20 protein-coding genes and 1 tRNA gene are annotated in these 26740 nt (G+C 49.6%); 3 read left to right on the top strand and 18 right to left on the bottom strand.

Annotated elements, in window-relative coordinates; translation table 11 throughout:
- Position 1: 1 nt before the first annotated feature.
- The 11 genes from rhaD to L4D79_RS11095 all read right to left on the bottom strand — a co-directional run bounded on the left by rhaD (position 2) and on the right by L4D79_RS11095 (position 12270).
- Positions 2 to 826, bottom strand: a complete 825-nt coding sequence (gene rhaD / locus L4D79_RS11145) for a rhamnulose-1-phosphate aldolase (protein ID WP_428651343.1) — start codon at positions 824 to 826, stop codon at positions 2 to 4.
- Positions 827 to 844: 18 nt separating this feature from the next.
- Positions 845 to 1171 carry an L-rhamnose mutarotase gene (gene rhaM, locus L4D79_RS11140; RefSeq protein WP_428651340.1) on the bottom strand — a complete coding sequence of 109 codons (327 nt, stop codon included), beginning with the start codon at positions 1169 to 1171 and terminating at the stop codon, positions 845 to 847.
- Positions 1172 to 1175: 4 nt separating this feature from the next.
- Entirely contained in the window at positions 1176 to 2444 is a 1269-nt protein-coding gene (locus L4D79_RS11135; protein WP_428651337.1) for an L-rhamnose isomerase, read from the bottom strand.
- Positions 2445 to 2455: 11 nt separating this feature from the next.
- Positions 2456 to 3898, bottom strand: a complete 1443-nt coding sequence (rhaB, locus tag L4D79_RS11130) for a rhamnulokinase (protein WP_428651335.1) — start codon at positions 3896 to 3898, stop codon at positions 2456 to 2458.
- Positions 3899 to 4284: 386 nt separating this feature from the next.
- Entirely contained in the window at positions 4285 to 5427 is a 1143-nt protein-coding gene (bglB, locus tag L4D79_RS11125) for a beta-galactosidase BglB (protein WP_428651332.1), read from the bottom strand.
- Between the two features lie 24 nt (positions 5428 to 5451).
- A complete protein-coding gene (locus tag L4D79_RS11120) occupies positions 5452 to 6759 on the bottom strand; it encodes a TRAP transporter large permease (RefSeq protein ID WP_428651330.1) in 1308 nt (435 codons plus the stop codon).
- Positions 6752 to 7285 (bottom strand): TRAP transporter small permease, encoded by a 534-nt coding sequence (locus L4D79_RS11115; RefSeq protein WP_428651327.1) that lies wholly within the window; start codon positions 7283 to 7285, stop codon positions 6752 to 6754. The genes L4D79_RS11120 and L4D79_RS11115 overlap by 8 nt, the downstream gene beginning before the upstream one ends.
- 56 nt (positions 7286 to 7341) lie before the next feature.
- Positions 7342 to 8337 (bottom strand): TRAP transporter substrate-binding protein, encoded by a 996-nt coding sequence (locus tag L4D79_RS11110; RefSeq protein WP_428651324.1) that lies wholly within the window; start codon positions 8335 to 8337, stop codon positions 7342 to 7344.
- A 327-nt stretch (positions 8338 to 8664) separates the two neighbouring features.
- Positions 8665 to 8755, bottom strand: a tRNA-Ser gene (locus tag L4D79_RS11105).
- A gap of 106 nt (positions 8756 to 8861) precedes the next feature.
- Positions 8862 to 10055: a mannose-6-phosphate isomerase, class I gene (manA, locus tag L4D79_RS11100; RefSeq protein WP_428651321.1), complete on the bottom strand. Its 1194-nt coding sequence runs from the start codon at positions 10053 to 10055 to the stop codon at positions 8862 to 8864.
- Between the two features lie 310 nt (positions 10056 to 10365).
- Positions 10366 to 12270, bottom strand: a complete 1905-nt coding sequence (locus L4D79_RS11095) for a PTS fructose transporter subunit IIABC (protein ID WP_428651318.1) — start codon at positions 12268 to 12270, stop codon at positions 10366 to 10368.
- A 410-nt stretch (positions 12271 to 12680) separates the two neighbouring features.
- Between L4D79_RS11095 and L4D79_RS11090 the strand changes: the two genes are divergently transcribed.
- Entirely contained in the window at positions 12681 to 13526 is an 846-nt protein-coding gene (locus L4D79_RS11090) for a helix-turn-helix transcriptional regulator (RefSeq protein WP_428651316.1), read from the top strand.
- A 69-nt stretch (positions 13527 to 13595) separates the two neighbouring features.
- Here L4D79_RS11090 and L4D79_RS11085 read toward each other — a convergent pair whose 3' ends face one another.
- Both L4D79_RS11085 and L4D79_RS11080 read right to left on the bottom strand, forming a co-directional pair.
- On the bottom strand, positions 13596 to 14405 hold the full coding sequence (locus tag L4D79_RS11085; protein WP_428651313.1) for a PTS sugar transporter subunit IIA: 810 nt from the start codon (positions 14403 to 14405) through the stop codon (positions 13596 to 13598).
- A 13-nt stretch (positions 14406 to 14418) separates the two neighbouring features.
- Positions 14419 to 14721 carry a PTS fructose transporter subunit IIB gene (locus L4D79_RS11080; protein ID WP_107351290.1) on the bottom strand — a complete coding sequence of 101 codons (303 nt, stop codon included), beginning with the start codon at positions 14719 to 14721 and terminating at the stop codon, positions 14419 to 14421.
- A gap of 219 nt (positions 14722 to 14940) precedes the next feature.
- On the opposite strand from L4D79_RS11080, the gene L4D79_RS11075 reads away from it, so the two are divergent.
- Positions 14941 to 15663 (top strand): YebC/PmpR family DNA-binding transcriptional regulator, encoded by a 723-nt coding sequence (locus L4D79_RS11075; protein ID WP_428651310.1) that lies wholly within the window; start codon positions 14941 to 14943, stop codon positions 15661 to 15663.
- A gap of 72 nt (positions 15664 to 15735) precedes the next feature.
- Here L4D79_RS11075 and L4D79_RS11070 read toward each other — a convergent pair whose 3' ends face one another.
- Positions 15736 to 16506 carry an ABC transporter permease gene (locus L4D79_RS11070; RefSeq protein ID WP_428651304.1) on the bottom strand — a complete coding sequence of 257 codons (771 nt, stop codon included), beginning with the start codon at positions 16504 to 16506 and terminating at the stop codon, positions 15736 to 15738.
- Positions 16499 to 17140 carry an ABC transporter ATP-binding protein gene (locus tag L4D79_RS11065; protein WP_428651302.1) on the bottom strand — a complete coding sequence of 214 codons (642 nt, stop codon included), beginning with the start codon at positions 17138 to 17140 and terminating at the stop codon, positions 16499 to 16501. Before L4D79_RS11065 ends, L4D79_RS11070 begins: the two co-directional genes overlap by 8 nt.
- Positions 17141 to 17411: 271 nt before the next feature.
- Between L4D79_RS11065 and L4D79_RS11060 the strand changes: the two genes are divergently transcribed.
- Positions 17412 to 21398: an AsmA family protein gene (locus L4D79_RS11060; RefSeq protein ID WP_428651299.1), complete on the top strand. Its 3987-nt coding sequence runs from the start codon at positions 17412 to 17414 to the stop codon at positions 21396 to 21398.
- Positions 21399 to 21492: 94 nt separating this feature from the next.
- Here the strand turns inward: L4D79_RS11060 and L4D79_RS11055 are convergent, their stop codons facing one another.
- From L4D79_RS11055 to L4D79_RS11045, 3 genes are read right to left on the bottom strand one after another with little or no spacing between them, the layout of a single operon-like run.
- Positions 21493 to 24156, bottom strand: a complete 2664-nt coding sequence (locus tag L4D79_RS11055; RefSeq protein ID WP_428651296.1) for a M14 family zinc carboxypeptidase — start codon at positions 24154 to 24156, stop codon at positions 21493 to 21495.
- The gene (locus L4D79_RS11050; protein ID WP_428651294.1) at positions 24153 to 25619 is read right to left on the bottom strand and encodes an ATP-grasp domain-containing protein; all 1467 of its coding nucleotides are present in this window, start codon (positions 25617 to 25619) and stop codon (positions 24153 to 24155) included. Before L4D79_RS11050 ends, L4D79_RS11055 begins: the two co-directional genes overlap by 4 nt.
- Entirely contained in the window at positions 25616 to 26608 is a 993-nt protein-coding gene (locus L4D79_RS11045; RefSeq protein WP_428651291.1) for an ATP-grasp domain-containing protein, read from the bottom strand. Before L4D79_RS11045 ends, L4D79_RS11050 begins: the two co-directional genes overlap by 4 nt.
- Positions 26609 to 26740 lie beyond the last annotated feature (132 nt).

Here is a 26740-nt window from a genome sequence, read left to right as displayed (position 1 = left end):
ATTACAGATTAAACGTCTCTTTTAGCTCCTGCATATCAGCCTTGGATACCCCTTGTGGCATAAAGCCACTGGCCAGGCACATCAGAAACAGTTTGGCCCCTTTGTTGGCCACATCAATAAAATCAAACGCAGTCAGCGCATCGCTGCCCGTCGCCACCGCACCATGTTTTTCCCAAATAGCCACATCATAGTGCCCAAGGATATCGCGTGTTTGATTAGCCATCTGTTTGCTACCCGGCATACAGTATGGAACTAAGCCAATGCCACGAGGAACAAAGGCACGGACTTCCGGCAGCATCTGCCAGCAGGCGTGAGTATAGCTATCACTGCTTTGGGCATAATCAGGGTGATGTGAAAGGGCAATCAGCTCTATCGGATGTGTGTGTACTACACAGCGATCTGCACTGCCACTTTGCTGTTTCGCGAGAATGATTTCCACGTGAGAAATGAACTCACTGGTGGGCTTAAATTGCGGATTACCGCGCCCGCCCCAGAGTAAATGGTACCCGTTGGCATCATCACATATGCGTAAGATACAGCCAGCCTGATCAGGCTGGCTCAGTTCACGTATGCGTTCCCCGGTACCTTTAACATAAAATATATGTCCGGCCGCTTCGGTTGGAAAAGTGTCGTCGCCAACCATCGTTAGCGGCAGATAAGGGAACTGGCTCAGATCTTCAGGTAACTCACCAAAGATCTCGCTGATATCAACAGAAATATTACCGCCGTTACGCTCAGCCCACTCGCGTTGCCACAGGTAACCTGCCGCTTCACTGACTTTCGCTATCTCACGGGTAACAGCATCATTAAGTTTAATCGGGTGCATCGGGTCTCCTTAACCTGACTATTGCAGATAGAACACGGCATTCAGTGCCGAGTTGGTTGGCGACATATCTGGGTTAACTTCCATGATGTCCGCCATGTATTGCCACCAGCGCTGACATTCATCAGTGTCGGCAATAGCGGCCCAACGCTGCTCATCTTCAACCTCAACATATGCGAACAGCTGTAGGGTTTCCGGATGTAAAAAAATCGAGTAGTGGTGAACCCCATGTTCTTTGAGTTTGGCTTCAAGCTCTGGCCACAAAGCATCATGGCGGCGCTTATATTCCAGTTCCTGCCCCTGCTTGAGTTGCATTACGCTTGCTAACCGCATTTTCTGGCGTGGCATTGAATCAATCCTCCCGTTTCAGCAAGGTGGTTTCCTCATAGGTTTTCACTGCCTTCAACCACTCTATACCGACAGGTACACCTGTTTTCTGGCAATAGTAATCCCATACCGCCGCCCAAGGTGCCGAACGTGATTCTTCCATCCATGCCAGGCGAGCGGTGTAATCACCATCTTGTTCGGCGTTATTCAATTGCTCGCTAGGCTCCAGCATGGCTTTCAGTAGTGCCTTGCGCATATTGCGGGTACCAATCACCCATGCCGCGATACGGTTAATAGAGGCATCAAAGAAATCGAGACCAATATTCACCCGATCAATCATGTTATGGCGGATGATCTCGTTGGCAATCGCCTGAGTTTCGTCATCCAGTATCACAACATGGTCACTGTCCCAACGGATCGGGCGACTGACATGGAGCAGCATTTCATCAACATACAGCGAGCAGGCGCTGATCTTGTCACTAATAACTTCAGTCGGGTGGAAGTGACCAGCATCAAGGCACAGCAAAATATTACGAGAGGCAGCATAGCCCAAGTAGAACTCGTTACTACCGACGGTATAGGCTTCGGCACCAATTCCGAACAACTTGCTCTCAACGGCGTCTTTATGGAAAGCGGTATCCAGCGGCTCTGAGATAATCTCATCTAATGATTCCATCAGTCGCTGGCGCGGACCAAGCCGATCGTATGGCTGATCTTTCATACCATCCGGCACCCAAATGTTCATCACTGATGGCGTACCCAGCTGCTCACCAAAATAAGCAGAAATACGGCGGCTGGCCTTACAGTGATCAACCCAAAACTGACGGATTGTCGGATCGGAGTGTGACAAGGTCATGCCATCTTCACTCAATGGGTGGGAAAAGCACGATGGGTTGAAATCAAGGCCGATCTGCTGCTCTTTAGCCCATGCGACCCAATTAGAAAAATGCTGAGGTTCGATTTTGTCCCGCGATACCGGTTGCTCGGACTCCAGATACAATGCATGCAAGTTAAGCCGTTTGGCTCCGGGGATAAGACTGAAAGCCTGTTCAAGGTCCTGACGTAATTCCAACGGTGTACGGGCACGCCCCGGGTAATTACCGGTTGTCTGGATCCCCCCGCTGAGTGCCTGAGCATCATGTTCGAAACCGTTGACATCATCCCCCTGCCAGCAATGGATAGACACCGGGATAGCATCAACACTCGCAATCACAGCATCAGTATCGATACCCATTTCAGCAAAGCGTTGTTTGGCAGCCTGATAGGCCTGTTCAATCGCAAGTTGTGTAGTCATTACAGAGTCCTTTATTGTCTTAATTGAGCAAAGAAACAGCAAAGCTGCTCGCGGCCCGGAACAGAATTAGGTTGGTAGTATTTGCGCTCAAAGGAGCGACGGATGCATGCGCGGCCCTGATCAACATCAGAAACCGTGCCTGAGGCGATAAGCTGACCAACAACATTACCGAGTGCAGATGCTTCGGTGGGTTTGGCCCACACTGGCACCTGGCAGAGATCAGCACAGAGTTGATTGAGAAAGTCATTATTACTCCCCCCTCCAACAATCTGGATAGCATCAAGCAATGTGCCGCTGACCACGCTGAGCTGTTCGAAAACCTCACAATAGCGAAGCGCCAAACTGTCAAAGATGCAGCGCGTATAAGCGCCAATGCTATCTGGCACCGGTTGCCCCGTTTCAAGGCAGTAGTCGTCAATAGCCTGCTGCATATCTTCTGGGTTGAGGAAGCGGCTGTCGTCCGGGTCAACCAAGCTCACAAAGGGAACAGCCTGCGCTGCCATCTCCGCTAAGTCAGCAAAGCTATACGCTGGGTGCTGCTTCTGAAAGCGCTGGATCAACCACATCCCCATAATATTTTTCAACACCCGGAAACGGCCTTCCGCTCCCCCTTCATTGGTCAGATTAAGGGCTTGTGCCTGTGTGCTTATCACAGGTTCTGATCGCTCGACGCCCATCAGTGACCAAGTTCCAGAACAGAGGTAGGCTGTTCTAGCATTAACCAGCGGAGTGCCCAGTACTGCTGATGCCGTGTCATGGCTGGCAATTGAGGCAACGGGAATGTCGCCCACTGCCGTTGGGTAATAGCCAATGATCTGATTAGGCGCTTGGGGTTCCAGCATCCACTGAGACGGAATATTCAATGACTCAAGCAACTCGCGACTCCACTGCTTGCTGCGGCAGTCAAGCAGCTGCGAAGTACTGGCATTGGTATACTCACAATGGCGCACTCCGGTTAATTTAAAATTGAGGTAATCGGGAATAAACAGCAGGGACTCAACCTTGCTAAGCCAGTCAGGTTGGCTGTCGATTACCGACTTTAGTTGGTACATCGTATTAAAAGGGAGAAACTGAATACCCGTCGTGGCATAAATACGCTGACAAAACTCGGGGGATGTCATTAACTCGGCCATCACACCTTCGGTACGCTTGTCACGGTATGACACCGCATTGCCAAGCCGGTGACCGTTTTTATCCAACAGAACAAAGTCGACGCCCCAAGTATCAATCCCAATAGAAACAGGCTTTAGGCCAGCCTCTAGCACCTTGCTAATCCCTGTTTTTATCTCACCGAGTAGATAATCCACATCCCAGCAATCCTGCTCGCCAGCGTTGACCAACTGGTTGGCAAAACGATGCCATTCCCGTAAAGAGAGCTTGCCGTTATCATAAGTACCGACAATGACTCGGCCACTTGATGCACCAATATCAACGGCGATAACGTGTTCAGACATAGTGTGTATCCTTGTGCTGGTTCATAGGGTTAGTATTCCTCAGCTAGCGGTTCAGGGACTTAACAAAAATGCCCGCCCCGCCCGTAGCTTGGCCATTTCGCCAATACAGGTGTGCGCTGGTTCACAATTGGAGGGATTTAGCGCCTGCTGACAGGTCATCGTTGGCGGGTTACTGGGTTAATAGACGAAATTGAGCGTGTCGTAGATGACCGCACCTCCACACCGCATCAAGGTGAGTGAGTTCTCGCCTTTGCTCAATATGGCGCAGTACAGGGTGATGGTTGCATTGGCCCTTTGCTAAAGACCAAAAAGCACCGCCAGAATTGGCGGTGCGATAATGGCGGGAGTCCGCCAAGAACAGGGATGGAGGGGGCAGATCCGAGCGCTTACAGGTAAGTGCGTAGATACTCTGATAGGCAGAGGATCGCCATCGCCTGACCATATGGCATGGAAGTCAGCGGGATCTGACGATAGTAATCGAGATCGCTGCCCATTGCGGTACCAAATGAAGTGTGGATCAACTCACCATCTGAATTGATGAAATCACTGACCAGCGTATCGACTGCCTTATAAGCCATATCAGCATATTTTTCGTCAATATAACGTTTACGAACCGCTTTAAGAATGCCGTAGGCAAAACCAGCGGTCGCCGACGCTTCAACATAAGAGTTATCGTCATCCAATAATGTGCACCACAAGCCGTTTTCCTGCTGGTACTCAGCAAGTGCCTCGACCTGACGGTTCAAGATATGAATCAAGTGACGGCGATAGGCGTCGTGTTCTGGCAAGTCCAACAGCTCAAGGAAATCAGGGATAACGATGGTCACCCAGCTGTTGCCCCGCGCCCAGCGAGCATTGGCAAAGTTGTGATTACCCTCGAACGTCCAGCCATGGAACCAAGTCCCGGTCTCGCGATCCATGAGGTACTGGATATGGGTCAAGAACTGGTATTTAGCCTCTTCGACATACTCGGGGCGATTGAGCAATAGGCCGATTTTAGTCAATGGCATCACACTCATCATCAGTGTGTCATCCCACATTTGCTCGGTGTTTTCACTGTTATAGACAATATGCTGGATCCCGCCACACTGAGTACGTGGCATGTGATACATCACATATTCAGCCCAAGTTTCCAAATAAGGTAACAGCGACTGATCACCCGTTTCTTCATACCGGTATGCCAACGTCAGGAACGGGCATACCGTGTTTACATTTTTGGTCGCTTGCTCTTCGGCAAAACGGTCTTCAAACCATTCATCGATGATGTTCAGCACACTCTGATCATTGGTCTGCTGGTAGTACTTGTACATACCATACAGGCCAATACCGTGAGTCCACTCCCAGCCAGCCCATCCCTTAGTATCAATGGTTCGGCCATCATCCAGGTGCAGCAGGAACTCACCCGAGTGGTCTGTAATGTTAATCAAATTTTCAATCAAACTGTTGATTTTATTTACAATGACAGCGCGTTCATGGTTACGCTCAGGACGACGCAACAGTTGACTATGTTTGACAGGGAATACTTGCATTTCTCTTTTCCTTTTCTAGTTCGCTTACATGACGCCCAGTAGTTTTGGCAAAAATAGCGTAATTTCAGGGATGTAAGTGATAAACATCAGCATAACGACAATCGCAGCGTAAAATGGTAGCAGCGGCTTAACGAGACTTTCTACCTTGACCTGGCCAACGCTGGCACCAACATACAAGCCACTACCAACAGGCGGTGTGATGGTACCGATAGCTAGGTTGTACACCATCAAAATACCGAAATGAACAGGATCGACCCCGACCTGTTGAACGATAGGCAACAAGATAGGTGTGAAGATCAAAATTGCAGGGCCGATGTCCATAAATGCACCAACGACCAGCAGGAATACGGTGATCACCAGCAGAATAACCGCATCGTGATTAGAAATACTGAGGATCATATTGCTCAGGGCATTGGGGATCCCCGTCATCGACATGGCGAAAGACATTGCTGATGAGGTTGCCAGCAAGAACATAATGACCCCGCTCATCACAAAGGTCTGCAGCAGTACCCGCGGCATATCGCGCAAACTCAAAGTACGATAGAGCACCAATGTCAGAAAGCCGGTATAGACCACAGCAACCGCTGACGCTTCAATCGCCGTAAACACTCCTTTCACGATACCGCCAACAATGATCACCACCAGTAATAAGCTAGGCAGCGCATCGCGAGTCACCTTGAAAACGGCACTTTTCGGCAGATCTAACACCGTACGGTAGTTATTCTTCTTGGCGACAAAATAGGTAACAGCCATACAGCCGATCCCCCACAAGCTACCAGCAACTAGACCACCAGCAAATAACGCCGCAATCGATGTGCCGCCACTGGCAAGTGCGTAGAGAATAAAGGCAGTCGTGGGGGGGATCAGCATCCCCGTTGGCGCTGAGGCAATATTCACTGCCGAAGCAAAGTTACGGTCATAGCCTTCTTTGGCACTCATCGGGATCATCACGCCACCGATCGAGGTCGAAGCAGCTATCGCCGAGCCGGAGACCGCACCAAACATCATGTTTCCTGCGATATTTGTGTAGGAAAGAGACCCCGGAATGCGGCCGGTAAACAGCTTGGCAAAATCGACCAGTCGAGTGGCGATGCCACCATTGTTCATGATAACGCCAGAGAGGATAAAAAACGGTACGGCTAACAGGGCAAAGCTGTCCAGGCTAGAAAACATCTTCTGTGCCGTGGTAAACATCGCGATATCAAACGGCAATACCAACATGACGGTAGCGCCAGAGGCGATCACAATACACAGACCTATCGGTGTTCCCAGCGCCAGTAAGACAGCAAATGTACCAACCAGTAAGCTTGCAGCAAAAATCGGATCAATCATGGCTCTCTCCTACCAATGTGTTGGATACTGGTTGGTCGGCACCTTCTTCCCTAACCTGTTTTGATTCGATGTATAGGTCCCAGATATTAAGCAGACTGTAGGCGATAGTGAGTACACCAGAGATGGGCAAGACGTAATACACCTTCCCCATCGACAGGCGCAACACCGGTGAGATCTGCATCATGGCATTGCCGGAGACTTTCAGTCCCCCGATGATCAAGATATAGACAGCAAACAAAATGAAAACTATCTGGATTGTGATATTCCAAAAAGCCACTAGCCTCGTCGGACATTTATCCAAAAACAAAGTCAAACTAATATGCTCTCGTTTTCCGGCAACATAAGCCAATCCCAACACAGACAGCCAGACCAGCGAAAAACGTAAAAACTCTTCTGAAAAAGTACTCGGGGAATTAAATACATAGCGGCTTATTACTTGCCAGCAAGCAACAGAAATCATGCTTAATAACAAGGTACAGGCAAACACTTCTAATGATTTGTCTAGAAACCATCTTATTTTATTCATATCAACCTCGGAACGCTCCGATGTCGGGGGCAACTCGCGGCCCCCTGTGGTGTGGGTTATTGTTGCTGGGCTTGTGAAATCTGTTGATAAAGCGCGTACAGCTCAGGCTTTTTCTGCAAATCGTCATAGATTGGCTGTACAGCTTGCTTAAATGGTGCTTGGTCAACATCATAGAATTCAACACCGAACTGCTTGGCGGCTAACTCGCGGGTCTTCATCATCTCTTCATTCCAAGCGTTCTTCTGTACAACAATTGATTCTGCAAACGCCTCATTAAGGGCATTTAGCTGCTCTTCGGTCAGCTTCGATTTGGTGAGATTACTCATTACCACAATATCTGGGATACGGGTGTGCATATCATAGGTATAGTGCTTGGCGACCTCCCCATGACGGGCAATCGTCAGGGCAAACTCGTTGTTTTCTGCGCCATCAATGATGCCTTGCTGCAGCGATGTATAGACCTCAGCCTGACTCATCGCAATTGGCGATGCGCCCAGCAATTGCATCGTTTTAATCGAGGTTTCACTCTGCATTACACGGATTTTCTTGCCTTTTAAATCCTCAACCGCTTTGATTGGACCGCCACTCATATAGAAGTTACGTGCCCCGGAGTCATACCAGGCAACACCGCTGAAGCCTTGCGCGGCTGTAGATTGGTATACACCGTCCATGATTTCTGGGTTATCCATGACCCGATAGAAAGTCTCCTCTGTGTCGAACAGATACGGCAATGAAAAAACACCGTATTGCGGAGAAAAACTCTCCAGTAAGCCTGATGACACTTTAGTAATATCGATAGCGCCAACCTGAGTCATTTCCACCAACTCACGCTCACCACCTAACTGGCCATCAGGGAAGTATTGAATCACTACTTCACCGTTTGTTTTCTCTTTCACCGCTTCGCCAATATAGTGCAGCGCATCTTTGACCGGCTGGCTGTTTTCTGCGTAAGCCAGTTTCAATACCGTCTGTGCATAGGCGGTGCTGGCTGCAAAAGGTAATAAGAACGCGGATGTAAGCAATAATTTTTTTGTTATACGTGGTGTAGGCATAGTTCCTCCGAACAAGGTAATAGCAACGTCAGTCCAATTAATCCTCAGCCACTATGTCAGTGAGGTAAGCTGAGTAAGGCTTGATGATGCTTATCTTGTCATTATGGAAGTTGAGGAACCTTTGCATTTTGGCCACAAACACACATATAGCGACAGATTTATCAAGAAGTAGGTATTTGAGCTCAAGTTTCAGGAAATAACTTGGTCTCGCCGGGGACGCCTAGTTAAGGCTTTAGAATTTGGCGGAGCGTTCTGGGTATTAGAGGATTTTAACCCTAGATTCCAGATACGAAAAAGCCCAGCATTTCTGCTGGGCTTTTCTGAATTTGGCGGAGAGATAGGGATTTGAACCCTAGATACGCTACAAACGTATGCCGGTTTTCAAGACCGGTGCTTTCAACCACTCAGCCATCTCTCCTTTGTGCGGCGAATAATACGGGCTCACCCGATTGATGTAAAGGGCTTTTCTAGCCCTTATTGTTCAACCGAACAACAAGCCCGCACTCTGCTCAAATCAACAACGACTAGTTGTATGCGCGGGCAAATTTGCCTTCAGAGCTCGCAAGGTAAGTCCCCGCATTCGCAGGGATGAAGACAGACTCACCTTTGGCAATAGTCAGTATTTCACCGTCAGTGTGGGCAACGGTCAACGGCGCGTCTACGGCGAGTAGGACTTCCGCACTGTTGGTCTGAAGCTCAACTTTATTGGCCTGCTGGTAAACGCTGAACTTGAAGTCCGGCACAGGGATTGGGTAGTGCAAAGCACCGTTTTCTACCTGTGGTGCCAACAGCAAAGTATCAAACGGCATTGGCTGGCAGCGGGTACAAGAAACAAGTTCTGGGACATCCATATATTTTGGCGTCAAACCTGCACGCAGTACGTTATCGGAGTTCGCCATGATCTCCAAGCCCGTACCTTTGATGTAGGCATGTGGGGTACAGGCATCCAGGAACATCGCTTCGCCCGGCTGCAAGGTTAAGGTGTTTAGCATCAGCGGGGCAAACAAGCCGATATCACCCGGGTACTGCTCTGCCAAGTCGAGGATCAGTGCAAACAACTCATCGTCTTTATGCGCTTCGGAAAACGCTATTAGCTTGGCTACACTGCTTTCCTTCACTTCGCCGTCCAGAGACAACATGGCTTCAAAGAAACGCTCAAGGCCTTGCTCGCTCTGGTTTGCTTCCAGTGCTTCAACCAGGGTGTGGATCTCTTCAATTTCGAGTGCACGGAAGAAAGACACAATATCGGCAAACTCACGGAAACCGTTCATCGCTTGGTAAGGCGTTAACGCGTATACCAGTTCAGGCTTGTGGTTTGGATCTTTATAGTTACGGTTTCCAGCAGTGCGAGGGACGCCAAGCTCTTCTTCTTTGGCAAAACCTGCCTCAGCTTGTGCTTTGCTTGGGTGTACTTGAATAGACAACGCTTTTTCAGCGGCGAGCACTTTAAACAGGTATGGCAATTCACCAAATGTCGCCGCTGTATCTGTGCCGATCAAGGTCGCTTTATCAGCGTCAATAAATTCTGATAGCAAGGTTAGCTTGCCACCGACTTCAATTTGCGAACAACCATTTTGGTGGGCGCCCATCCAGATTTCCGCTTGCGGGTTACCTGCTGGGTTTTCAATACCAAACAACTGACCAATCGATGTTGTGCTGCCCCATGCATAATCTTGAATCACGTTATGCATACGATAAAAACGAGGGGAAGAAGTCATAGCTTTCCTTATTTCTAATGCAGATTTCATTAATCCCCCAACCAAGCGTTGAGACATTAATGGAATCCGATTAACCTTCTCTGCTATTCGCATACCAGCAGCGCATACTACCAAAATACACAAACAATGAGAGGCTTTTCATCACTTTTCATCGATTATTCTTGGTTAATCAGGCTAACCACTCTCAACCAACCCCAACCAGGCTCAAGCCCCAATTATGCCCCTCCAAGCCAAAAAGCTCCCTCATTAAAAGGGAGCCTTAAGGACACGGTAACTCAGGTATTACCGTGCGTAACCGCTGCTAGGGGGATTAAGCAACAGCTGCTTTTTGTTGCGATTTACCCTGACGCATTTTTTTCAGTGATACAGCTACCAATGCAGTGACTACCGCACCTGCCGCCATGCAAGCTAGGGCAAGAACCGGTTTGTTCATCGCACCAAGCAGAGCCACAACCGGGCCACCGTGGGCAACACTGTTAGTAATACCGAATGAGAAGGCCATGACTGCTGCAACCATCGAGCCTAGTACGTTCGCAGGGATAACCGACATTGGGTCTTGCGCTGCAAAAGGAATGGCACCTTCAGAAATACCGACCAAGCCCATAGCACCCGATGCTTTACCCGCTTCAATTTCAGACTCTTCGAAGATATTGAACTTACGACCAATAACTGTCGCTAGCGCCATGCCCAAAGGAGCCACAGGGATAGCACACGCCATCGCACCCATAAACTGTGTTTGGCCACTGGCAATCATGCCAACCGAGAACAGGAATGCCACCTTGTTGAATGGGCCACCCATATCGAAGCCAGCCATACCGCCCAGTACGATACCCAGTAGCACAACGTTACCTGTACTCATGCTGGTCAGCATGGCATTCAAGCCATCCATCAAGCTCGCAATTGGCGCGCCGATAACGAAGATGAACAAGCTAGAGATGAACAAGCTACCGGTAATAGGCGCAATCATGATTGGCACTAACGGCTGGATAAACTTGTGGTAGTTACGGGTGACAATAAACTTAACGAAGTAACCAACCAATAGACCAGCAACAATCGCACCGATGAAACCGGTACCGGCTTCTGCACCGTAGAACGAGCCGTTGTTAGCAATCCAGCCACCGATCAAACCCGGAGCCAGTGCAGGGCGGTCAGCAATCGCATACGCGATGTAACCAGCAAGGATTGGGATCATCAGGGTAAAGGCAACCACACCGACATCCAGCACCTTATTCCACATGCTACCATCTGGAATAGCCATACCCGCTTCTGTTGGCTGGCCACCTATCGCCAATGCAAGTGCAATCAACAAACCACCGGTCACAACGAACGGGATCATATGTGATACACCGTTCATCAAGTAGCGGTAGAGATCAGAGCGTGCTTGGGTCACTTTACTTTCTTTCTCTGCCGGGGCATCGTCCGCAGAAGCTTGATATTGAGGGGCAGCCAGTGCTTGGCCAATCAAGCCTTTAGCATCTTTAATTGGCGCTTTAACGCCGGTTTTAATCAAGCGCTTACCAGCAAAACGAGCCATGTCTACTTGCTTGTCGCAGCTGACAATAATGGCTTCAGCACGCTCGATATCTTCGGCTGTCGGGCTGTTTTTCACCCCGATAGAGCCATTGGTTTCTACCTTGATTTCATAACCTAGCTCTTTCGCGCCTTTCTCAAGCGCTTCAGCGGCTAGGTATGTATGCGCAACACCTGCTGGACAACCGGTAACACCGATAAGAAATCCATTTTCTGCCGCTGGTGCATCTTCTGTTTCGGTTTTTTCCAGCAGCAGGGCTAGTGCGTCTTTTTCAGTTTTAGCGGCTAAGAAGGCATCGATGAAGCCATCTTCAATCAACTTGGAAGAAAGTTCAGCCAGTACTTCGATATGGTGGTTTGCACCGCCGTCTGGCGAGGCAATCATGAAAAAGAGTTTAGAAGGAAGGCCGTCTTCGGCACCGTATTCAATACCGCTTCGGCTAACACCAATAGCGACTGCGGGCTCACTCACCGCTGCACTCTTAGCATGCGGTAAAGCAACACCGTCTTCAAAACCGGTATTACCCAGCTCTTCACGGGCGTGGATATCAGCCAAAAACTGTTGCTTGTCGCTGACTCGACCCTGCTTGTGCAGAATGTCGATCATCTCAACAAACACCTCTTCTTTCGTCGTTGCCTTAAGGTTAAGGCAAATCAACTGCTCATTAATCAAGTTCGTGATCATGAGTGTTCCCCCTTTAATTATTTATATCGGCATACTGTTTGCCGTTGGGGATATTTTCGGCTTTTTAGCACACCTCTTATAGTGTACCAGAGGAGCATTTACTGGATATTTGTAACACCTGTGGTTTTGTGTGATCGGACTCTCACAAAAGACACTAAAGAAAAAGCCAACCAAATCAGTACTAAAAAACATTAAAATCAACAGATTACAACCAAATAACAAGTCATAAATATTGCGTATAAAAAGTGACAAATGAATAAGTGCTAGACTTAAGTAACACATTTTTCCAGTCCATCAGGAAGAATTTAAGTGATCAAGTTCACGATATCTGGTCGAGAATAAGGACAATAAAGGCAGGGGCAAAAGATAATACCGGGTAAACATACTCCACAGCCAAGGCCGATTTTAGTATGAGCCAAGTCTTCCACCAGTTACTCGAGACCTTGCTTGCCGAGCGAGAACACTTCAACCGCATCTGGTTTGCCGGTGATCATGTCACTCCGCCCCCATTTAGCTATCAGGTCAACTTCCCTCGTCTCGAGATGGTGATCAGTGGCGAGTACCTCAACGAACTGGAAGATCCGGATCATGGCATTACCGAAGTGAAGATCATGGCAGGTGACGCCCTGTATATTCCGCCCAACAGTTGGAACAAGCCAAACTGGAATACCGACTGCTCGGTGCTGAGCCTGCTCTTTGGTAAACGTCAACTCGGATTCAGCCTGGTCAGTAAATCCAAAGGGCAAACCAATTTCTATGATGTGCAAAAGCACAGTATCCAAACCCGAACGGGCTTCGCCATCGATCATATCCTTGCTGGACTCAATGCCTTGGCCAAAGAGCCCTTGCAAAAACCGATGGACGAGCATCTATTGCAAGCCTTGATGAGTTACTGCCAGCAAATGCTCGCCGCCCCCAGCAACACCAACAAAAAACGCAGTGAAGATCTGTATCAGGGGATCTGTATCTATATTCAGGAGAACTTCCACCGCCCAATCACCCGCGACTCGATTGCCAAGCGATTTAACATCACGCCAAACCACCTATCTCGCCTCTTCCGCCAGCAAGGGCATATGCGGATGGCCGATTACATCACTTGGGTAAGGATCGAGCGTGCGAAATTCATGCTCAAGAAGTACACCTTCCGCTTGAACGAAGTGGCGACCCGCTGTGGCTTTCAGGATGTGAATTACTTCTATCGGGTATTCAAAAATAAAACTGGGATGACACCATCGGATTATCGCGGAAGAGACTAACGCGGAAGAAACTAACGTGATAGAGACTGACGTTAAAGGGATTGATGTTAAAAGGATTGACGAAAAAAATCAGCGAAACGGCTGTGACAGGCTATCAAGTACGACCGCCCTTAGCACCTCTGGCCGAGCATTTTCAGTGAGTAGTTGGCAGAAATCGGGCTCAAGCAGCCGCTTAGAAAATGACGAGAAAGCCAGCAAATACTCACGCTGAGGGGGAGCAGGCAGTACCAAACCGACAACACAGCTAACAGGCCCACGTTTTGATCCCCATTCTATTGGCTGCTCTAATGGTGCCAACACGAGGGTGGGCACCTCAACATCTGGGGTTAAGATATGTGGCAGGGCAACACCGTTTCCCATTGCCGTTGACGATATCGCCTCTCTTGCCTGCATCTGCTCTAACAGGCGGTTGGCTTTGTCGGGCTGATTAGGGGCACATTGGCGGCTAATCTGCATTAATACATCCGACTTATCCAGCGAAACAACAGAGAACTGAGACAGTTGAGGTATATGGCTCAGCTCGTAGTCAAAGGGTAAAACAATTTTCCCCTTCCCTTCCAGCTGACTGAGATGGCGGTGGCCGGTGCAGATCAAATGGCTATGCTCAGAGATAAAATCAGTCAGCACCATACAGGCTAACTCCGCATCCGAGCCTTCGATCATCAGCTGGCACAGATCACCGGGCATCGAGCCCAAGCTCATCATTCGCATCGCTTGTTCGGCATTGGCCATTCTGAGCTGGGAAATATTGTGTATCACCACGACCGAGCGGAAATGCCCCGCCAAGGTTTTCAACCGGTTAAGTTTCCAAGCCGGTAATCCCTCGTCATCAAGGGTAAAGGTGATACGTCTTTCAATCATCGCTCTTAATTCGCTCATAGCTTTTACTGGATCAAAGCTCTTTACAGCGATTAATCACACCAGCGGGGTCGGTAAGGACCTCTTCAATCGTCACACAGTGGATCTTGCTGCCGGTAAAGCGTGCACGGTGTTCAATCTCGATATCAGACGCGATAAGTACCACATCGGCACGGCCAATATCCTGGAAACTCAGTTGGTTTTCAATTCCCATCGCACCTTGGGTTTCAACCATCATCTGCACTCCAAGCTGCTGGGCAGCCTTAGTCAGTTCAGATGCCGCCATATAGGTATGGGCAATCCCGGTCGGGCAAGCGGTAACAGCAACAATTTTCATGAGTCTTTCGTCTCTTTATACTTATTGTTTGCTTTGTACCGTTTTCACCGCTAATAATCTAGCAAGTTAGGGAAGATTGACCCAAAATTCAAAACAGAAATTGATCTACGCTAGCAATCATCCCGTCTTTAACGCTATCCCCCCTAGCCAGACCGCCTTGGTTACTGGTAAAATCCGCCTCCAACAGAAATCCCAAATATCTAAAAGAGAGTGATTCCTATGGGACGCAGTTTCGAAGTCCGTAAAGCCTCGATGGCGAAAACTCAGGGCGCTAAAATCAAAGTTTATTCAAAGTACGGTAAAGAAATTTACGTTATTGCGAAAAACGGTGGTATCGACCCTGACACTAACCTTTCCCTTAAACGCATGATCGAGAAAGCTAAAAAAGATCAGGTGCCTAGCCATGTTATCGAAAAAGCGATCGACAAGGCAAAAGGCGGCGGCGGTGAAGATTTCGCAACTGCTCGCTATGAAGGTTTTGGTCCAGGTAACACCATGGTGATCGTTGACTGTCTAACCGACAACAACAACCGTACATTCATGGACGTTCGTCAGGCTTTCGTTAAGAACAGTGCGAAAATCGGTGGTCCAGGTACTGTCGGTCACATGTTCGAGCACCAAGCTGTATTCCAGTTCAACGGTGACGACGAGGAAGCAGTACTTGAGAACCTGATGATGGAAGATGCTGACGTATCGGACATTGAGTGCGAAGACGGCGTAATCACTGTATTTGCCCCACACACTGAGTTCTTCAAGATCAAAAATGCGCTAGCGGCAACCATGCCAGAAGTAACACTAGACGTTGAAGAGATCTCTTTCGTACCTCAAACCATGACTGAAATTTCTGGTGAAGACGTAGCGAAATTCGAGAAATTCCTTGATGCGCTAAACGATTGTGACGACGTACAGAACGTTTACCACAACGCAGAAATCGCAGAATAAGTCATTATTCTCGGAAAAACAGCCGGCATTGCCGGCTGTTTTTTTATCTGCGCATTAATACCCAATTTGGTATTAATATTTCAATTGCCCATACCGATTGAAGGCCGAGCGGCTAGCAACTGTCAGAGTGGTCGTTACCGATAAAGTGGCCGAGATAAAGATGGCGACCATAATGACCAACTGGTATTTCACTGCCAGCAACGGCTCGGTACCGCCGAGGATCTGACCGGTCATCATCCCTGGCAGGCTGACGATACCAAGGGTTGTCATTGACGCTAGTTGCGGTGCCAATGCGGCTTTCACCGCCGTACGAATAAACGGCTGTTCCGGTTTCGGCGCACCCATCGCCAAATAGAACTGATACTCATCCTGCTTGTCCTTCAAGCTGCTGTACCAACGCTCCAAAGCCAAAACGTTGGCCGCTAGGCAGTTACCCAGCAACATACCCGCCACTGGGATCAAGTATTGTGCCTGCCACCAAGGTTCAGCCTGAATCACACCAGCCAGTAACAAGGGTAACACCACCAGCAACGCCACAACATGTCCGCTGAATACCGCCGGTAATACCGACTTGGGTGGTACACCAGCGCGGCGGCAGATACTGAAACCCGCTACAACCACCATCACCGATAACCACAAGGTATTGAGCCACGGATTCTGGAAGGAAAACAGCGTCTGCAGGTAAATACCCACTATCGATAATTGCAGCGTCATTCGCAGAACCGCAGAGATCAGAGTCTTACTAAGGCCAAACTCCCAGCGGTAGAATAATCCAAGAGGAATAGCAAACAGCAGGTAAAAACCCGCCAATGCCCAATTGCTGATCACCAAGGTATCACTCATTGGCACCTCCCATTTGGTGCTGCAACTGTGCCGAACCGACCCAAACTGGGTCGTGGGAAACCGAGATCACTGTCAATGCCTGCTTGGCTATCAGCGCGATCACCTTGTCTCGACTGGCAGCATCCAGCGCCGAGGTCGGCTCATCCATCAGCCATAGGGTACGTTCCATCAATAATGCACGCGCAATGGCAAGGCGCTGCTTTTCACCGCCGGATAATTTATTGGTCGGTTGTTCGAGCGAATGGGGGATCCCTAATGTATCCAGCACACTCTGGCAGCGCTCATGGGGGGGCTCTGGTAGGGTAAGGGCCTTTAGCTGCCAAGGTAGCATCAGTGCCTGCAATATTGTCTCACCGCCCATCACCGCTTGCTGCGGCAAATAGCAGAACTGTTGGCGCCACCAAGATAAGTTCTGCTCTTTTATCGTGGTTTGCTGCCAGTAAATATCGCCACAAGAAGGGGGGCGTAAACCGGCAATGACCTGCAGCATGCTTGATTTGCCGCAACCAGATGGGCCACTGATCGCCAAATGCTGACCGGCTTGAAGACTGACTGTCAGGTGCGATGCCTGAACGGCTTCAAAGCCTGAGCCTAACTGCTTGGCAACGAATATGTCTGTGCGTTGTTCTGTCATACACTACTCCAATCGTACCGTGATTTTACTGGCCACCCAGACATGACTCAAACCGTTGGAAATCATCTTCCATATTAATGAAATTAATGGCTATTTACACACTGTAAATAACCAGACACAACCGTCAATGATGTGTAAATTCCCTGTCCCCTGATGCCTCTATAACCCATTTCATGGTATGGTTGCACTACTAATAAAACAATATCCAAAATAGCGCACAGGCCATTTGTGCCGTGCTTATTCTTTTGTCTTTCGCCTTCTTGCAATCATTATGCGCCCAGAAAATAACAACCATGCTGCTACTGCGCAGCCAAAGTCGCCAACGGCCCCAACCAGCCCGGCGACACCGACAAAAGCGGTAAAGTCGCCATTAAAGAAAATCAGCAAGTGGGTAGGATTCGGTTTACTGACGCCTACCGCCATAATCACTGCAGCCCTCGCTGTGGGGATCAAGGTTGACTTAACACCATACCGTGACGACATCAATCAGTGGCTAACCACTAACCTTGACCGTGAAACCCGCATCGACGGGGAGATGGGGTTAGTACTGTCATTCCGCCCTGAGGTTCACCTTGCTGGTGTACACATTGACAATATCGATGCCTTCGAATGGCAACCGATGCTGACCTCAGGCAAGATCAACGCAAAAGTGGCCGTGCTACCGCTGCTTAAAGGTACGCTAGCGGTTGATTACCTTGAACTTGAAAACATCAACCTACACCTTGCCAAGGCCCATGATGGCCAAGCCAACTGGTTGCTTGGTACACCAACGTCAGCATCAAGCACAGACAATGCAGATGAAAGTAGCCCTGAAAGTAAAGGTTCCGATTTCAAGTTAGCACTTACTGACCGTATCAATGCCAGCAATTTATCCGTGGTTTTCGAAGACCAGAGCCAAGGGCAATACTTCGACTGGTACCTTGATTCCCTTAGCCTTAGCCAACCTGACAATGAATGGGAATTTACGGCTAAAGGGGCGATGATCGGCCAACCTTATGACATTCAACTAACTGGCGATCTGGAACAACTCATCAACCAGCAAACCGGTAAGGTTAAAGCCAGAGGATCGTTTGCAGGGGCTGAGCTCAATATTAATGCCGACGCCTCGGATAGCATCAATGCCGATATCAGCTTGCAATGGCAAGATACCGGCCCCATTGAAGCCATGTTTGGGCTAGATGCTAAGCACGCAGCCCCGTTGACAGTAACCACCCACGTCAATGCTAACGCCAGCAACATCAAGATCAGCGATCTTGTTATCGACAGCCCCATCACCCACGGCGCTGGCTATTTGGATATTGAATTGGGCGATCATAATGTCATTGATGGCGAACTGAATATCCCATTGATTGACCTACGCCCATGGCTCCAGCCAGAGCCACAACCAATGATGCGTGCTTTTGCTGCTCCACCTGCACAATCCCCTCTGCAACGGGCACTCGAACAATGGCTGGAGAAAACCACCACCCGGGTTGATCTCTCCATTGATGAGATCAAGGGACTGGGTACGCCGGTTGAAAACCTATCCCTATCGGTAAATGGCAAAGCTGGCGTGTTATCGGCGCCCATGACAGCCGATATTGCCGAGGTCCCGTTCCGCGGCCAGGCGTCACTCGATGCGACCGGTTGGGTGTCCAATTTGGATATCAGATTGGGTGCCGAACAGTCACCTTTGGGAGAAATGGCGCACTGGATCACGGGCATCCCCTACTCTCGCGGTCATTTGGATCGTGCAGAACTAGCCGTTACCACCAACGGCACAAAACTTAGTGAGTGGCTAGAGCGAGCAGAGCTTTCCCTTGCCATCGACAAGGCATTGGTTGAATGGGGTAGCGAAGCCAGCTTCAGCATTGACCAAGCCAGGCTCAATGCCGGTATTAATCGCCCGTTCCAGTCCGATATCCAAGGCCAATTGATGGGTATACCGGCCCATATCCAAGCAAAAGCCGGTACCCTCGAAGATATTATGATGGGCAGGGACTGGCCAACCACCCTGACATTCGATTCGCCGGCAATATCCGTCGAAGCCAAGGGGTTACTGAAACATACCCGCTGGGAAGAAGGGAGTTGGTTTGATCTCAAGGTCAACAGCGGTGATGCCAGCTTGCTCAACCCTTGGCTGGGTACCCAAACCAATATCTCCGGTACCATCAATATTGACGGCAAGCTGAGCTACCAAAATGGCTGGATCGATCTTTCCATGCCAGATCTCGCCTTACTTGAGAGCTACGGCGATGTCACCCTGCGCTGGCAACCGGACCAACAGCGTCCCTTCCTTGTTATGGACGCCCAGTTCTCGCAATTGGATTTCACCCAGTTTGGCCAGTTCATCAATGACGACGAGCTGCCGCAGGTTGAGCAAACCGTGCCGACCCAAGGGGTAAACTTGGATGTGCCGCTGCTGGGTAACGAATTGGTGATTGCCGATGCCGATCTGAACTTCCGTGCCGACAAACTGAAATGGGCGGATCAACAGCTGGATAAATTGTCATTCCGCGGCCATGTCCGTGATGGCAAGATGAGCAAAGCGCCGATCAGCACCAGCTTTGCAGGCAGTACTTATCAAGGCGACCTTAGCTTGGGCATCAATGCCGCCAATATTGATGCAGAGCTCAACCTTGCAGTAAACCAACCGGATATCGGGGCTATCCTGAGCCGATTCGATATCACGGATGACTTCGATATGCGTTTGGATCGCGCCAAACTGGCTGTGTCTCTGTCAGGGCGATCCATATTAGAGTTAATGGAACATACCGAGGTCGATGCAGCTTTAATTGGGGGCCACGCTAATATTGCCGATAGCTACACCGGCAAAGCACTGGCCGTTAAATTGGATCAAGGTCGGTTTGTCACAGGGCCTGATACCGCAACTCGCCTGACCATTAACGGTATGGCTGCGGGCAAAGCAGCGTCATTCAAGCTGTCATCGATTTCCCTCAAGGAAGCCAATGACGGCCGCTCGACGCTACCGGTTTCACTGGCTGCCAGCTTAGGTGATATGCGGTTTGACGCCAACTCCAACCTCAGCTTGCCGATTGACCCACAAGCGCTCAACCTGACCTTTGAGGTGTTTACACCAAACCTCGATAGACTCGAGGCCTTCAGCGACATTGATTTACCGCCTTATGGGCCGATCACACTGGCTGCCAGCCTATCGATGGATAGCAAAGGCTATCACCTCAATGACATGAAGGTGCAGGTCAACGATAGCCAGCTAACTGGTACAGGCGCTTGGCTACCACCGCTTAAAGCAGATCAGCGCCCTCGACTCGAACTGGCTTTCCGTGCGCCCTTTATCCAACTCGATGATTTCAAGGCTGGCGACTGGCAGGCATGGGAAAGTACGGATGAAGAGGCCAATAGTGCCCACAATGATGAGGCAACCAACGAGCAAGATTACCTGAGTCCCAATACGGCTTTGATCAGCACCGACGGCCTCGACATGCTCAATGCCAACTTCTCACTGGATGTTGATGAAGTGCGTTCTGGTGAAGACTGGCTAGGCGGTGGCCAGCTGCACTGGGCACTTGAAAACGGCGTGTTTAACCTCAAGCCAATGACTATCCAGCTGCCGGGCGGCAATGTCGAAATGGCAAGCCAAATCAAAGCCAAGGGAGATATGTTCGATATCCAGCTAAGCGGCCATATCGAAAACTTCGACTACGGGGTGCTCGCCCGCCGTCTGGCGCCGGAAAGCGGCATGCACGGCAACATTTCCACCCAATTCAACCTGACCAGCTTGGCAAATTCGCCGGATACCCTGATGAATAACGCCAACGGTTTCATCGGCTTTGCTGCTTGGCCTCAGGAGTTTGAGTCGGATCTCATCGACCTTTGGGCGGTCAGCTTGACCGATGCGATCATTCCGAACTTTACCAACAATGATCCGTCAGTGCTTAACTGTGTTGCCGCGGGGTTGGATATCAAGCAAGGAACGATGAGCCAGCGCGACCTACTGCTGGATACCACTCGTATCCAGGTCAATGGTCAGTTTGATGCCAGCTATGCCAACCGGGACTTTGCCCTGTACCTGCGCCCTCAGTCAAAACGTGCGCAGATCTTCAGCCTGCAAACGCCGGTCGAGGTCTTTGGTAAGTTTGAAGATTTCGACTTCTCGGTGCCGCTATCGGCCATTTTGGAAACGTCGGTTCGCTTCACTACCAGCCCGGTGGTCTCACCACTACGTTGGTTAGTGGAAAAGCCGATTGCACAGGATGGTAGCCAGCAGTGTCAATTGATCTGGCAGGGGCAGAGCTGAGGCTAGTGGCTTTTTAAAATCGTCTAAAAAACAAGCCGCCAGAGTGTTTTCCACGCTGGCGGCTTTTTCAAATCAACCGAATCACTCGCGGTGACTAGTCACCTTGACGGTAGCGCTGTTCAACCTCATCCTGAGCTTCGAACTCGTCAAATTCAATCGGCGTCACTTCATCCGAACTGAACTTGAGTACCGCTGGGGCCGAATAGTTTGGGACGTTATCGTAATTGAACACCGAGTAGTATTTGGCCAAATTGGCATTACCAAATTTGTCGAAGGTATAACCGTCTTTGCCAGCATACAGTTTAACGCCATCGAACGGGGAGCGAGGAGGATGGAAGCTGTTACGCACCACGTAAGTCCCCACCCAGTCGCCGTCTTCAGGGTTATCCCACGTCAGCTTGACCATGCCGCCTTCAAGGCTGGCCTGGAAGTTTTCCGGCGTCTCCAAAGGCTGCTTACGACGTTCGATATATTCCACCACCAGCTGGGTCGACATCGTGCCGTCATTCGCCTCGGTTTTCCACTCAACCAAGGCATCCTGTTGCCTGGACGCAGAGGTCGCCTTGATCACCAGTTTCACCGCTTTGTTTTGATCGTAACAATCTTCGAGGTATTGACGGGCAGAGCTATCAAACATGAAGGTTTGGCGTGCAGTTTTAGCCAAGCCTTCGCTGCTCACCTCGTAACCGATAAACTCAATTGGCTCGCCGGTACGCAGTTGTTCAAAGTCAGGTTCGTCGAGATCGACCATCTCAATCAAAAAGCGCATCGGTTGGTCAATGCCGGTGAGCGAGGCACTTTCCAACACAAAGTAGGCATCGGTAAATACCACATCACTCTGCTCCGACATCCGTGGCAAGATGAAGTCCACCACCCCGAAAATGCGCTCACCATTGGCATCATAACCACTTTGCAGCTTACCGAGCTCAATCCCTTTCGCCTTCACCGTGTGATAAGCACTGGCACCGACAGAAAGCTGGTAAGGCTTACGATGATAGTTCAAGTCCAAATTGGGCCGATAATGGATCCCACCACCAAAGCGTCCGTATCCGATATCGAACTGCATCATCTGGGAGTCATTGCCCATCGGCAATTTGACAGGACCTTGTAGCCTCAGTAGCAAACGGCCCTTTTCAAGCTGCTGATCGATCAGCTCTTTCTCCATTGCACTGAAGTGCCAGCTCTTCCAGATCCCCTGCGTCAGCTGATCCGAGTCGATCGCATCACCCAGTGTCTGGATCGGTGTCGCATTATGGATCTGCTCAAAATCGGTAATATCACAGATCTCATCCGGATTCAGGATAGACACCGACCATTCGCCGTAATTTTCAATTTTCGCCCCGACCCGGTTCATCGGGTAGAGCGAAAACAAGGCATCCTTGATCTTGGCATCGGCCGGCAAACGGCTCATGTCATAGTCAATCACGCCATAGCAAATCCCTTTGGTTTTATTCACCCCGATAAACAGAGAGTTATGACCAAAGTGCTCTGCGTTGTTCGACTGGGTCAGCTCCCCAACATAGCCAATTTTTTCAGGGCTTGGAAACAAGGTAAACGAGAACTCATCACGCTCGAGCAAGGTTTTGATTTTCAGCTCAGGTGCGAACGGCGACTTGATACGGGTTACCCGGTTCACTTTACGTAAGTTGTAAAAATAGCGGCGACCTGATTTGAGCTGTTTGTCGGTATAACGCAATTGTGACGTTATCGCGATCAAATTATCCCGGGTGCAAGGTGCCTTCGGCGTTTCACTGCGGTAAATCTTGTAATAACAGCCATCATCTTCCCTCCCAGGCTCCCAGAGCAATTCAACGGAATTAGCCGTGATGTCTCGGGTTGAGAAACTCTCTGGGCGGCTGGGTGCCAACTTCGAATAATCGATGGTTGTTCTTAGGGCATAAAGCAGAGCTGGAATATTTTCATCAACACTCTGCGACATGTTGATAAGATAATCCGGAATGTTCCGGCTGCCCACCTCAACCACCGTCGAGAGGATCCCCTTGTCGTAGTAGTACTCGCGGCCACTGCCATGGATCAAATTGGCTGGCGGCTTACCACGGTGGATACCGTACTGGCGCTTGGTGACCTTGTGGATTTCCCGCGCCATGTTGGCACACAGAATATTCAGATCCGTACCTTCTATTTCCGCCTCATGGTTAAACTTATGGGCCGGGAAAAATACATTGCCCTGCGAGTGATAATCCAACGCCACACAAATATTGTCACGGCTTTCGACGAACTGCTTGATGGCCTGCGTTTCCGGCTCGGAAAACGGCCCAGGGCCTCCGTAGATATTGGAGTTAGTCTGAGTCGAGTGACGGAAGTTAATACCGAAATTTCGGTTGAGATCGACCCCAAAAGTGCCGTCACCGTTGTCACGGCGGTTTTTACGCCAAAACGAAAAGTGCTTGCGGGAATACTCAAAGCCATCAGGATTTAGGCAAGGCACCATGTACAGCGTATTTCGAGTCAGCGCCTCCACCACATCCGGATTGGACGGGTAGTTGTCCAATAAATACCGGATAAAGCTCACCGCCAATTCAATGCCAATCCACTCGCGAGCATGAATGGTACCGGTATAAAGCAGCGCCGGTTTCAAATCCGCATAGGCCACATCCTGCGACATGGTCACCATCATAATTGGCCGCCCTTCATGGGTCTCACCAAGGCTTTGCAGGCGGATCAAATCCGGATACTTCGCCATTGCCTCTTCCAGGAGATCCATCATGTCCTGATAAGAGATGTATTGTTTTTTCATTCAAAAACCTCTTCATAGCGATACTGCTCTTTCGCACAATACTCTCGCCATCCATCCATGATAATAGCCAGCTTCTTGTGCTTGAGGTTCCTGAACTGCAATAGAACTTCAGGTTGGTGATTGAGCACCCGCAATGTTTCATTCGCTCCCAGAGTACTGACAATATCGGTCGCCAAGGTTTTCCCTACACTCTTTACCTGCAGGAAAAATTCAAGCAGCTCTTCTTCCGTTGGCACCTTGTTATCTTCGGTTGTTTCAGCAGCCTTTAGCACAGGTGCAACATCCACCTCACCCTGTTGCTCGATCCCCGTATCGGCTTCTCCGATAACACTCTCTAGGGCGGTATTGGCACTCGCAAGAGGCTCACCATCGGCAGCAATCACTTTATAAGGGGTATTGCCTTGGAAGTTCCATGCTTCACTCGGCCACTCTTCCTCGCGCAGGTAACTGGTCTCCAGCAAACGGTAACGCTCGTCAGCCGGTGCGTACTCCCCCGTATCGGTTGAGTAATCAGGCTGACCGAAGCTGATATAACGCATCGTACGCAGCAGCGACGAATCTATCTTGCCTAACTCTTCCCAGTTACGGTGAGCAAAGAATGGCTGACGGAAATCCTGTGGTGCCAATAGCCACATCAGATATTGACCAATCCAATCACGAATATAAGGGAAAGCAGCGAAGGCCGTGGCACACTCCAAAATCGTATAGTCATCTTCCATGCTCACCGCGATATCACAGGCCCAGTACTCGGCGTTTGCGGCTTTCGATGCCTTAACAGCCAATTCAAGCACCTGCTCCGGCACCGCCTGATAATCCATACTCCCGCCCTGGCTGGTATTGGTTAGCCATTCCCCTTCCGGTGGACGGCGCCAGAAGGCACAGACCGGCTGATGACCAACCAACATTACCCGAATGTCCGCTTTCATCGGCACGAAATCTTGGATATAGGCCGGGTAGTAGCGCTTTTCAGAGAACAGGCGCAATGCTTCTTCGGCACTGTCCACTTTATGGACAAAGTAACCGCCGTAATTAGACGGACCATAAGAGCGTTTGACGATTTTCGGATATTCAGTGTGGGTCAGAAAATCTAACGCTTGCTCCACTTCATAAAAAATACGGGTGCGCGGAATAGGCAGGTCGTATTTCTCGCAAAAGTGGGTGACGTTCTCTTTTGATTTGTTGCTAAATTGGCTATCGAGTGACGGTAAAAAACGCACTCCCGGTAGCTCACGGGCGATATCTCGGAATGTTTCATAAGCGGTCGCTGGGATATTACCAATCAACACATCGATTTTTTTTGCTTTCACTTCGGCAACAAAACGATCTTTGTCATTGCCCCAGTGGTAGGTGACCTGTTCGATTTTATCTGGCCACCCTTTGAAGTTAGAGCGATTGAAAAAGCGCAGTACATGGTCAAGGTACAACAAGCCGATTTTTGGTCGAGCGTGATTCAAGGTGTTCATACTGCAGCTTCCTCGGTAATCAAGTTAGGTTTAATAAGCGCTTCAGATAAAGCAGGGATAAAGCCTTTGGCCGGTGCTTTACTGTCTTTGGTGACAGTGCGATCGATGAGATCCACCAAGAAGTCAATCTTGGTGTTATTGAAATCCAGTCCGAATGCTTCTTGGTCCGGCGTTGCGAACGCTGGGATACCGTTCACTTCAATCACAACGTAACGCTGGTGCTCGACATCATAGATAATATCCACACCAGCCACTTCCAAACCGGTGACTTTCGCTGCTTTTAGCGCCAACTCGATAACTTCTGGCACCGGTTCTCGCTTAATCACACTACCGCCACTGGTCACATTGGTTTTCCAACTTCCCGGTGCGGCTTTACGGCCATAACAGGCAACATATTTATTATCGACAATATCGATACGGTAATCTGAGTAGTCATTCTCAATCACTCGCTCAATATAGAACTGCGGTGCTTGCTGCTGATTGATAAACGGCTTCAACAGATCTAAATCACGGTCGCTTTCCAGTTTTATAATGCCATTACCGCCCCAACCATCGACGGGCTTGCATATTGCCTTGCCTCCCCAGAACTGCATATGCGACCTCACCTGCTCCAAATTGTATTTGTTGCAAATCAGATAGTCGGTGGTAGTAATGCCGTGCGTTTTCAGCACATGGGCGGTGCGGAATTTATCTTCGGTGAGCGCAAATGACGCATAATTATTGATCATAGGCATCATCGAATTGAGTACCTGATAGAGGTACACCTGATACGGCGTCTGCTGCCCCGCGTTATAAGAGAAAAACAGGTCGAGTTCGTTAAGTTGTTGCCCGTTACATACAATATTGCCGTCAAATGCCGTCGCTTGGGCCAAATTCAACCCGGTTAAAGCGTCAATTTCACGCTCCCTCAGCTTAGTGACGATTTTTTGTTCTATCTCCTTGCCTCCACAGTTTTCATACATCCATAAACCGACCCGATGCCTTGCCATGTGTCACCCCTTTCGTGAGAGCAGTTCAAAAAAATGCCGAAATGGCATTGTGAGTAAAACCAACAGGATAGTAATATAGTTTGACATCATAATGTTGCATATATGTGGTAACAGTGAGCTATGTGGAACTTT

The organism is Photobacterium satsumensis, assembly GCF_050336935.1.
GTDB classification, from domain to species: domain Bacteria; phylum Pseudomonadota; class Gammaproteobacteria; order Enterobacterales; family Vibrionaceae; genus Photobacterium; species Photobacterium satsumensis.
This window is presented reverse-complemented; position numbering and strand designations above follow the sequence as displayed.

Excerpts from the sequence above, each read along its gene's own strand:
- manA (WP_428651321.1), bottom strand. The coding sequence starts at position 10,055 with ATGACTTCTTCCCCTCGTTTTTATCGTATGCATAACGTGATTCAAGAT.
- rhaM (WP_428651340.1), bottom strand. The coding sequence starts at position 1,171 with ATGCCACGCCAGAAAATGCGGTTAGCAAGCGTAATGCAACTCAAGCAG.
- L4D79_RS11075 (WP_428651310.1), top strand. The coding sequence starts at position 14,941 with ATGGGACGCAGTTTCGAAGTCCGTAAAGCCTCGATGGCGAAAACTCAG.
- L4D79_RS11095 (WP_428651318.1), bottom strand. The coding sequence starts at position 12,270 with ATGATCACGAACTTGATTAATGAGCAGTTGATTTGCCTTAACCTTAAG.
- L4D79_RS11060 (WP_428651299.1), top strand. The coding sequence starts at position 17,412 with ATGCGCCCAGAAAATAACAACCATGCTGCTACTGCGCAGCCAAAGTCG.
- L4D79_RS11080 (WP_107351290.1), bottom strand. The coding sequence starts at position 14,721 with ATGAAAATTGTTGCTGTTACCGCTTGCCCGACCGGGATTGCCCATACC.
- L4D79_RS11110 (WP_428651324.1), bottom strand. The coding sequence starts at position 8,337 with ATGCCTACACCACGTATAACAAAAAAATTATTGCTTACATCCGCGTTC.
- bglB (WP_428651332.1), bottom strand. The coding sequence starts at position 5,427 with ATGCAAGTATTCCCTGTCAAACATAGTCAACTGTTGCGTCGTCCTGAG.
- rhaB (WP_428651335.1), bottom strand. The coding sequence starts at position 3,898 with ATGTCTGAACACGTTATCGCCGTTGATATTGGTGCATCAAGTGGCCGA.
- L4D79_RS11090 (WP_428651316.1), top strand. The coding sequence starts at position 12,681 with ATGAGCCAAGTCTTCCACCAGTTACTCGAGACCTTGCTTGCCGAGCGA.
- L4D79_RS11055 (WP_428651296.1), bottom strand. The coding sequence starts at position 24,156 with ATGAAAAAACAATACATCTCTTATCAGGACATGATGGATCTCCTGGAA.
- L4D79_RS11070 (WP_428651304.1), bottom strand. The coding sequence starts at position 16,506 with ATGAGTGATACCTTGGTGATCAGCAATTGGGCATTGGCGGGTTTTTAC.
- L4D79_RS11085 (WP_428651313.1), bottom strand. The coding sequence starts at position 14,405 with ATGAGCGAATTAAGAGCGATGATTGAAAGACGTATCACCTTTACCCTT.
- L4D79_RS11065 (WP_428651302.1), bottom strand. The coding sequence starts at position 17,140 with ATGACAGAACAACGCACAGACATATTCGTTGCCAAGCAGTTAGGCTCA.
- L4D79_RS11135 (WP_428651337.1), bottom strand. The coding sequence starts at position 2,444 with ATGACTACACAACTTGCGATTGAACAGGCCTATCAGGCTGCCAAACAA.
- L4D79_RS11115 (WP_428651327.1), bottom strand. The coding sequence starts at position 7,285 with ATGAATAAAATAAGATGGTTTCTAGACAAATCATTAGAAGTGTTTGCC.
- L4D79_RS11050 (WP_428651294.1), bottom strand. The coding sequence starts at position 25,619 with ATGAACACCTTGAATCACGCTCGACCAAAAATCGGCTTGTTGTACCTT.
- L4D79_RS11120 (WP_428651330.1), bottom strand. The coding sequence starts at position 6,759 with ATGATTGATCCGATTTTTGCTGCAAGCTTACTGGTTGGTACATTTGCT.
- rhaD (WP_428651343.1), bottom strand. The coding sequence starts at position 826 with ATGCACCCGATTAAACTTAATGATGCTGTTACCCGTGAGATAGCGAAA.
- L4D79_RS11045 (WP_428651291.1), bottom strand. The coding sequence starts at position 26,608 with ATGGCAAGGCATCGGGTCGGTTTATGGATGTATGAAAACTGTGGAGGC.